We start from the raw sequence: 8,273 nt of genomic DNA, 5'->3' as shown, positions 1-8,273 counted from the left end.
CGCACCGAATTTCAAGAGTTGCACCGAATTGAGCAAAAGTCGCACCCAATCCGAGAAAAGTTGCTCCTAATCATGAAAAAGTCGCACCGAATTTCGAGAGTTGCACCAAAATAGCACCGGAGCCTGGGAAACACAGCGCGGGTCAAGTTTCTTAGCACTTTCTCGCCTTCATTCCGCTAAAATTTAACAAGTCAATGCGTAAAAAAAGATGTCTCATTTTGAGACATCCTCATTACTTATAAGTTAGCCGTTTAGATTTCTGTCAGTTTCTTCAGATGCTTTTCAGAAATGGCTTCCACTTTCTTTACGCGGCGAACGTATTTGTCGACATCGGTAATTGGTTCAGTTTGCATCCAAACGGAAACAATTTCATGGGCAATTCCTGAGCCGATGATTTTACCGCCGATGCAGAGCACATTGCTATCTGTATGCTGACGTGCGAGTTTGGCGCAGAACGGATCCTGACAAACGGCAGCAGTGACGCCGTAAATCCGATTGGCGATCAGCGCGCTACCGTAGCCGACGCCGTCAACAAAAATGCCGCGTTCTGCTTCTTTTTTACCAACGGCGAGCGCAGCCGGATAGACAAAATCGGATAAGTCACAGGATTCTGTGCTGTTGGTACCGAAATCGAGTACTTCATGCCCTTCTTGTTCCAACCACTTTTTCAATTCTTCTTTTAATTCATAACCCGCGTGGTCACTTGCCATTGCGATTTTCATATGCTGACCTCCATTTTCATTAACCTTATTAACTTAGCCTTTGGATTAAGGATAGTCAAGATTGTTTGGTAGAAAACACCTGCTCCAGATATTGTTCTTGCTTGACAAAGCGTTTGGAAAATATTAATATCAATTTTGTTTCTAAATCGTAATGTTTACGTTTAACTTGGAATAGATTAGCTTTATTGATAGAAACAGCGATTTGTTCGCTTGCTTGGGACCAATCAAGCGATTATTGGAGGGACTTACCTGATGTTGCACCGGATTCAAATGAATCATTTATCCGTTGGATTTAATGGAGAAGAGGTACTCCGCGACCTCTCTTTTTATGTGCCTGTCGGGAAGATGTTCGCCATAATTGGACCGAACGGGGCGGGCAAATCGACGCTGCTGAAAGTATTGCTTGGACTCATCCGTCCGCAAGCAGGCGAGATGGTGATTGAAGGCGACGGCAAACCGGTCATTGGCTATGTGCCGCAATCACGACCGATTGATGAGGAAACACCGATCGCTGCAAAAGATTTTATTACGCTCGGCCTCACGAGCCATCTGCTTCCGTGGTTGACCCGCGCGGAACGAAGCAAATTAAAAGAGATTATGGAATTTACGGATACAGAAATGCTCGCGAAAAAGCCGATCGGTCGTCTGTCCGGGGGCGAACGGCAGCGTGTGTTTCTCGCCCAGGCACTCATCCGCGAACCGGATCTTCTGCTTTTGGATGAATCGACAGCCAATCTGGATCCGGGCGCGCAAGAAGAGATGATGCGGCTGGTCTTTAGGATCTGTGAGAAACGCGGCGTTACCGTTATTTTTATTAGCCACGATTTGGCGCAGGTTGCGACCTACGCCGACCAGGTTCTGCTCTTAGCACGAGGAAAATATGTGCAGGGCGGTGCTGCTGATTTGCTTAGCGATCAGCAACTGCTCGCGGAGTACTATCAGCATGAACCTGTTGATGCCGCGCAAAAAGCGACTTTAGAATCCGCGCAGCGTCAGGCGATGTTTCATTAAAAAGGAGTGACCGGCGAGATGTTTGCGTACGACTTCATGCGCCATGCTTTTATTGCTGGAACACTGATTGCGATAATGTGCGGCGCAATCGGCGTCTTTATCATGGCGAGAAATCTTTCATTTATTGCTCATACGTTTTCCCATATTGGTTTTGCTGGTGCATCCTTTGCTGTATTTGCCGGACTCGATCCGTTGATCGGCCTTTTGCTGTTCACACTGCTTGGCGCCTGTGGTGTCGGACAACTTGGTGTCCGTGTGTTCCGCCGCGATGCTGCGGTTAGCGTGATTCTCAGTCTTGCGCTTGGTCTTGGCATCTTGTTTCTCTCCCTATCTGATGCCCAGGGCAGTTTTACAAAGACCATTTTGTTCGGGAGCGTCGTCGGCATTGATCTTCAGGATGTCTGGCAATTGGTTGGGCTGACCTTGTTTGTACTGCTTGTCCTTGCGGTCGGCTATCGCTGGCTGAAATTTGATTCTTTTGATCAGACGGGCGCTGAAGCAGCTGGTCTCCCGGTTCATCTGATTTCGATCGGCTTTCTGCTGCTGATGGCTGTTGCTGTCAGTGTGACGGTACAAATTGTCGGCGCACTGCTTGTTTTCGCGTTAATGACGGTTCCGGCAGCGGCGGCGCGTTTTTTCACGCAATCCATTTTTGGCATGATTCTGACGGCTGCGCTGCTCGCGATGGCGGGTGTCTGGTTCGGCTTATCTGCCGGTTATTATACCAATGCGCCCGTTAGTTTCTATATCGTTGCTTTTGAGGCGCTCAGCTACTTCGTTGGTCTACTCTACCAGCGAGTGGGTCAAATGCGGCGCGGTGAAGCTTAATCGCTTTGCAAAAAGTTTGTTAAAATCTGCTAATTGTTTTTAAGCGCTTATTGCCCTGTGTTCGCTTGCCGCGGGCGCTACCATTGGCCTCCTCAGACAGGCAAAAATCTGCGAGGCTCATCTGGCACGCTGTTTCCGCGAATATTGCCTTTTGGTCAGAAAAACAATATTGAGAAAAAGAAAGGCGGTACACGTATTATTCAGCGTGTGCCGCCTTTCTTTTATTTTCGATAAGTCCAGCCGTCCTTTTGATAGATCTTGTTTTTCTTCATCAGATGGCCGAGTGCTCGTTTGAAGTCACCTTTGCTCATTTGAAAACGATCGGCGATATCTTGTGCGGTTGTTTTGTCCCAGTACGGCATCGCCCCGTCACGCGACGCTAAATAGCTCAGAATGGTTGCGGCATGGGTGTCAATACGCTCATGGGTTCGCGGAAGCATGGAGACATTGATTGAACCATTGTCTTTCCGATCAATAATGCGGCAATGGATGTTTTGACCAATACGCAGCCTGCCAACGGCTTCTTGATTGTGCAGGAATCCGCGCCAGCTTTCTTCTTTGGTCAGAATATGGAAACCGTCCGTAACTGCCCGATAAACGATTGCGTCTGTTTCTTTGTTCTGAACATCATCCGGTGCCTTGTGAGCAATAACGTGGATAATCGATTCATCAGCAAGCTGTGCAAAAAGGCGGCCTTTCTTATCAAGCTTTAACGTACAATAGATGCGATCGCCTGCGGCTGGCCAATCCGGCCATTCCTCCGGTAAATCGTCTTTGGAAAGCAAAATATCTTTATTGATGCCGATATCCAGGAAAACGCCGTATTTTTTGTGCATGGAAACGGCAGTCGCCCAGTTGTAGTGACCAATCTGGATAGACGGTATCTTTTGGGTGGCAGCAAGACGCCCTTGGTGATCCTGAAAAAGGAAGACCTGAATCGTCTCTCCTTCCTGAATCGTGCCGACCGCGTCGTTGTCATGCATCAGAATTTCCTGGGTTCCATCGGTCAGGAAAAAGCCGAAAGGTGCCTTATGTGTCATTTTTAAATTTGCAAGTGTTCCTGGTTGGAGATCTGTCACCAATCTGTTCCTTCTTTCACTGCGAGTCAAATCAAAGTGTTACGCCTATTATAGCATGTACTGAAATGAGAAAACGAGCGGTCGTCTATGGAAAAATGTCGATGGTCACATATTATGTAATATGTCAATGTATGAAAACGATAACTAGAATGAAAACGATAACAAAAATACATGGTTTCATGAGATCGTAACAATTTAAAGTTAATCAGCCCTGTGCTAAAATGAGTGTACAGAAAGGATAAGCAAAGGCGTTTCGTGCTTGGAAAGTCCTAAAATGGGGAGCGAAAAAAATGCCGGTTGAAGACATGTTGTACAAAACGAATCCATGGCAAAGTTTTTCTCGATTGAATCTTGGCTATATTGATGAACAGTACGATTTGTATCTGGATAACGCAGAAAATGTTGACCCTGCTTTGCGAAAACTTTTCGATCAATATGGAAGACCACAGATTGAGGAGACGCAACTGGCGGTGACGCACACCGTTCATGAGACCGGCAATATAGAAAATCGTTTCGATCTGGATCAGGTCGTCGGATCGGTTCGCTTGGCTGATCGAATTCGCGGTTACGGGCATCTGCTCGCTCATGTCAATCCTTTGGAACGCAATCGCGTCATTGAGACGCATTTGATGGATCTTGCCAAGTTTAATTTGTCGCCTAAAAAAATGAAAGCGATTCCTTCAAAAGTGATTTGGCCGGAGGCGCCTGCTGAAGTGAAAAACGCGTTAGATGTTGTTAATTATCTGCGCGATCTCTATTCCCGTTCGCTAGCCTACGAATTCAGTCATGTCCGTGAATTAGCGGAAAAACAGTGGCTTAATGAGACAATTGAAAGAAAACGCTTTCAACAAATAGTCGCAGGAAGTGAGAAAAAGGATTTACTTAAAGAACTGGTTAAAGTTGAAACTTTTGAACACTTTCTTCACAAAACGTTTGTCGGTCAGAAGCGTTTTTCAATTGAGGGGCTTGACGTGCTCGTTCCGATGCTTGATAAACTGATTCAGTATAGCGTCCGTGACGGAGCGCGTCAGGTGATGCTTAGTATGGCTCACCGTGGGCGCCTGAGCGTGCTGGCACATATATTAGGTAAGCCTTATGAAAAAATATTGGCGGAATTCGTTCACGCGCCGATTAAGAGCATGGTGCCTTCCGAGGGTTCGAAGGGGATTAATTACGGATGGACCGGCGATGTGAAATATCATTTGGGTGCCGCGCGGTCGATTGAAGGCGCGGAGAAGAAAAAGCATTTGCTGCAATATACGGGTGATTCGGAAACTGACGAAGCGGTTTATGAAGTGAAACTGACGATGGCGAATAATCCAAGCCATCTGGAAGTGGTTGACCCAGTCATCGAAGGCTATGCGCGGGCAGCTCAAGATCAGCGGGATGGAGCTGGTTTCCCGAGTCAAGCGACGGAGAACGCGCTACCGATTATGATCCATGGCGATGCGGCGTTTCCTGGCGAAGGCGTTGTCGCAGAAACCTTGAATTTGAGCCGTCTGAAAGGCTTTCAGACTGGTGGAACGATTCATATTATCGCCAATAACCAGATTGGCTTCACAACTGATCATGAAGATGATCGTTCAACGGCTTACGCGAGCGACCTTGCCAAAGGGTTTGAAATTCCGATTGTGCACGTCAATGCGGATGATCCGGAGGCGTGTCTGACGGCGATTACATTGGCTTATGAATACAGAAAGACTTTCGGAAAAGACTTTCTTATCGATCTCTGCGGCTATAGACGTTACGGTCATAACGAATCGGATGATCCGAAAGCGACCCAGCCGCTGCTTTATGATCTTATTGAGAAACATCCGACCGTTGCCGCTCTTTATCTTGAAAAAATAAAAAGCGAGGGTTTTGCGCTTCAGGACGAAGTGGCTCAATATAAACAGCATTTATTTGATAAATTGCAGAAGATTTATAACGAATCGCGTGCAAAAGAGAAGCATTTGCAGGAAGTTCCTTTTCCGAAAAAACTTGCGGAACCACTGACCTATATTCAGACAAAAGTATCGCTCGATGTACTGAATCGGCTGAACCAGGAACTTCTGAACTGGCCGGAAAACGTCCATGTTTATCCGAAGCTGGAGAAGATTCTAAAGCGCCGCGGTCTTGCGTTAACGGCAGCACGGAAAATCGACTGGGGAACCGGTGAGGCGCTTGCCTTTGCGTCGATATTGAAAGACGGAACACCGATTCGTTTTACCGGGCAGGATGTTGAGCGTGGCACGTTTGCCCATCGTCACGCGGTGCTTCATGATACGGAGACCGGACAGATTTATATTCCCTACCACCATCTGAAAGATGTCCAGGCATCGTTCGATATTCATAACAGTCCGCTGTCAGAGACAGCTGTTATCGGTTTTGAATATGGGTATAACGTTTGTGCCCCGGAGACCCTTGTGATTTGGGAAGCACAATTCGGTGATTTTGCCAATGTCGGCCAGGTGATGTTCGATCAATTCGTGTCCGCGGGACGGGCGAAATGGGGGCAGCGATCGGGACTGGTTATCCTTTTACCGCATGGTTATGAAGGCATGGGGCCGGAACATTCAAGTGGGCGTTTGGAACGCTTCCTGCAATTATCCGCAGAAAACAATTGGGTAGTTGCCAATCTGACGACACCTGCTCAATACTTCCACATTTTGCGCCGTCAAGCAGCGATTCTGAATACCGATGTGGTTCGGCCGCTTGTTATCATGACGCCAAAGAGTCTCTTACGCCATCCGATGGCCACGTCCTCTCCGGCAGATTTGGCTGAGGGAAATTTCCAGAGTGTTCTGGATGGTTCAAAAAGCGCGGGTGATCCAGAGAAAGTGGAACGGCTTGTTCTATGCAGCGGCAAAATTGCAGTGGATCTTTCAGTCGAAATGGAATCAACAGAAAGTAATCTTGATTGGTTGAAAGTGCTGCGCGTTGAGGAACTGTACCCATTCCCTCGCGATGTGTTGAAAAACTATATCCGCCAATATGCCAATCTTCAGGAGATTGCCTGGATGCAAGAAGAGCCGCGGAATATGGGATCATGGAGTTACATCAATTCGAGGCTGCGCACGATTCTGCCGGAAGGTGTAGCGCTTCGCTATATCGGCCGACCGCATCGTTCTAGCACGGCAACAGGCGAACCGGTACTGCACAAACAGGAACAGAAACGGATTATTGAGGAAACTTTGCATCGAAATTATTGTAGCTGGACACAAGGAGGGGAAAATTCATGATTGAAGTTAAGGTTCCAGAACTTGCAGAATCGATCACAGAAGGCACGATCGTCCGCTGGCTAGTCAATGTGGGCAATAAGGTCAACCAAGGCGATGATATCGCGGAAATTGAAACAGATAAAGTCAATATTCAAATTAGCGCGGAACATTCAGGCGTCTTGAAGAAAATCGAAAAAGATGTTGATGAAACGGTTGAAGTCGGCGAAGTGATTGCGATCCTTGATGAGGCGGCGGGTACCAGCTCCGCAGCGCCGGAACAAGTCCAGGCAGTAGCGGCTCCTATTGCTCCGACTGAAGCTGTGCCGGCAGCGCAAAGTTCGCCATCTCAGAAGCCGGCAGTTGAGGCAGCAGTAATAGGGACGACTGGGACAGAAAAGTCTAATCCTGTGGCTTCTCCTGCTGCCCGCAAGCTTGCCCGTGAGAAAGGCATCGATCTGAATCAAGTGCCGACACGCGATCCGCTTGGGCGTGTCCGTCCAGAGGATATTACTGATGCCAAAGCCCAGCCATCTCCAGCTCCTGCGGCTGCACCGATTGCCGAGCCAATTTCTGAACCAGGCAAACCGATTGAGCGGATTAAAATGACGCGCCGTCGTCAGACGATCGCGAATCGGCTTGTCGCCGTACAACACGAAGCGGCGATGTTAACCACATTTAATGAGGTTGATTTAACGGCGATCATGAGTATAAGAAAACGTCGCAAGGATGCGTTTGTTAAGGAACACGATGTCAAGCTGGGCTTTATGTCTTTCTTTACGAAAGCTGTTGTCGGGGCGTTAAAGAGTTTCCCTCTGCTCAATGCGGAAATCAGCGGTACGGATTTATTGGTTAAGAAGTATTATGATATCGGCATCGCGGTGGCGACCGACCAGGGCCTTGTCGTTCCCGTTGTCCGCGAGGCTGATCGGCTAACCTTTGCGGCAATCGAGCAATCAATCAAGGATCTTGCCTCAAAGGCACGCGCCAATAAATTGACGCTTAGCGATTTGCAGGGCGGCACTTTTACGATTACGAACGGCGGCACATTTGGATCGCTGCTCTCAACACCGATCATCAATGCCCCTCAAGTGGGTATTCTCGGCATGCACGGCATTAAGAAGCGCCCGGTTGCTGTTGAGACACCGGAAGGCGATAAAATTGAAATCCGGCCGATGATGTATATTGCGCTATCTTATGATCATCGAATTGTTGATGGTAGCGAAGCCGTTCAATTTCTCGTCAAAATCAAGAATCTGCTCGAAGACCCAGAAACACTGTTGCTTGAAGGTTAAAAGTAGTCCACGTTAGCTGATCAGCTGTGCGATTTGATACTAATAGACGGGGATGAACGTGTCTGTTCATCTTCCGTTTTTTTTTTATTTTCCCTTAAAAAAGTTGTATCTTGCGCAAAAAATGTAAGGTGTTTGGGTTCA

Annotated in this window: 6 protein-coding genes; 4 read left to right on the top strand and 2 right to left on the bottom strand. The window is 47.7% G+C overall.

Features of this window, described 5'->3' with window-relative positions; translation table 11 throughout:
• Positions 1–251: 251 nt before the first annotated feature.
• On the bottom strand, positions 252–722 hold the full coding sequence (locus JOC27_RS12085; protein ID WP_205007549.1) for an RpiB/LacA/LacB family sugar-phosphate isomerase: 471 nt from the start codon (positions 720–722) through the stop codon (positions 252–254).
• 252 nt (positions 723–974) lie between these two features.
• On the opposite strand from JOC27_RS12085, the gene JOC27_RS12080 reads away from it, so the two are divergent.
• Both JOC27_RS12080 and JOC27_RS12075 read left to right on the top strand, forming a co-directional pair.
• Positions 975–1,733, top strand: coding sequence for a metal ABC transporter ATP-binding protein (locus JOC27_RS12080; protein ID WP_205007548.1), 759 nt, complete (start codon positions 975–977; stop codon positions 1,731–1,733).
• 18 nt (positions 1,734–1,751) lie between these two features.
• Positions 1,752–2,561: a metal ABC transporter permease gene (locus JOC27_RS12075; RefSeq protein ID WP_205007547.1), complete on the top strand. Its 810-nt coding sequence runs from the start codon at positions 1,752–1,754 to the stop codon at positions 2,559–2,561.
• A gap of 221 nt (positions 2,562–2,782) precedes the next feature.
• On the opposite strand, the gene JOC27_RS12070 is transcribed toward JOC27_RS12075, so the two are convergent.
• The gene (locus JOC27_RS12070) at positions 2,783–3,640 is read right to left on the bottom strand and encodes a S1-like domain-containing RNA-binding protein (RefSeq protein ID WP_205007546.1); all 858 of its coding nucleotides are present in this window, start codon (positions 3,638–3,640) and stop codon (positions 2,783–2,785) included.
• A 290-nt stretch (positions 3,641–3,930) separates the two neighbouring features.
• On the opposite strand from JOC27_RS12070, the gene JOC27_RS12065 reads away from it, so the two are divergent.
• Together JOC27_RS12065 and sucB are read left to right on the top strand one after the other, a co-directional pair.
• A complete protein-coding gene (locus tag JOC27_RS12065) occupies positions 3,931–6,861 on the top strand; it encodes a 2-oxoglutarate dehydrogenase E1 component (RefSeq protein ID WP_205007545.1) in 2,931 nt (976 codons plus the stop codon).
• Positions 6,858–8,132, top strand: coding sequence for a dihydrolipoyllysine-residue succinyltransferase (gene sucB, locus JOC27_RS12060; protein WP_205007544.1), 1,275 nt, complete (start codon positions 6,858–6,860; stop codon positions 8,130–8,132). Before JOC27_RS12065 ends, sucB begins: the two co-directional genes overlap by 4 nt.
• Positions 8,133–8,273 lie beyond the last annotated feature (141 nt).

The organism is Sporolactobacillus spathodeae, assembly GCF_016908935.1.
Taxonomy (GTDB): domain Bacteria; phylum Bacillota; class Bacilli; order Bacillales; family Sporolactobacillaceae; genus Sporolactobacillus; species Sporolactobacillus spathodeae.
The sequence above is the reverse complement of the archived record's forward strand: the minus strand, read 5'-3'. Positions and strand labels throughout refer to the sequence as shown.

Coding starts and splice junctions, on each gene's coding strand:
- JOC27_RS12085 (WP_205007549.1), bottom strand. CDS start 722: ATGAAAATCGCAATGGCAAGTGACCACGCGGGTTATGAATTAAAAGAA.
- JOC27_RS12080 (WP_205007548.1), top strand. CDS start 975: ATGTTGCACCGGATTCAAATGAATCATTTATCCGTTGGATTTAATGGA.
- JOC27_RS12075 (WP_205007547.1), top strand. CDS start 1,752: ATGTTTGCGTACGACTTCATGCGCCATGCTTTTATTGCTGGAACACTG.
- JOC27_RS12065 (WP_205007545.1), top strand. CDS start 3,931: ATGCCGGTTGAAGACATGTTGTACAAAACGAATCCATGGCAAAGTTTT.
- sucB (WP_205007544.1), top strand. CDS start 6,858: ATGATTGAAGTTAAGGTTCCAGAACTTGCAGAATCGATCACAGAAGGC.